Raw genomic sequence first — 509 nt, forward strand, 5'->3', positions numbered from 1 at the left:
GTCGTTCTCATTTCTAACACCAACGTGACATTACGCGGTTATCTTGCTCCGTTGCTTGCTGATAAACTACCAAGAGTGCATAATTTGTCGGCTCGTTTCGTTCAGTATTAGATTATTTGGGGTAAACAGGCCGTTTCACTTATACCAGATAAAGAGCGATACAGTGGCGTACGCTCAACGCCTCGGGGCTGTAGCGTGCCATTTATGACGACAGCATTTAATGATCTGCATAGCAAGCTTAACTTTGCCTAGCAGTCCATAATTATTACCAGTACTAGGAACTTTTCCGTGATAAGAAATCAGCATTGTTTGGGAATACTTAGTGCACTGGGCTTGAGCCTGAGTTCTTTTTCAGCGTCAGCCGATTTTTACGCGGGCGCTCTAGTGAGCTACTCAAATGCAGAATTGAAAAGCTCGTCTTCCGGATCCGTGAAAGAGGGAAGTCCTTTCCTTCTTAGTGCGCAAGCTGGTTATTTTTTTAATGACTATATTGGCTTAGAAGGGCGTTA

General features: G+C 44.0%; 1 protein-coding gene. It reads left to right on the forward strand.

Annotation, left to right across the window (positions count from 1 at the left end):
- Nucleotides 1-288 precede the first annotated feature (288 nt).
- Nucleotides 289-509 (forward strand): outer membrane beta-barrel protein (locus tag R7Z50_RS31310; RefSeq protein WP_318150253.1); only part of this gene is annotated, 221 nt, incomplete at its 3' end.

This window comes from Vibrio sp. 1249-1, assembly GCF_033340495.1.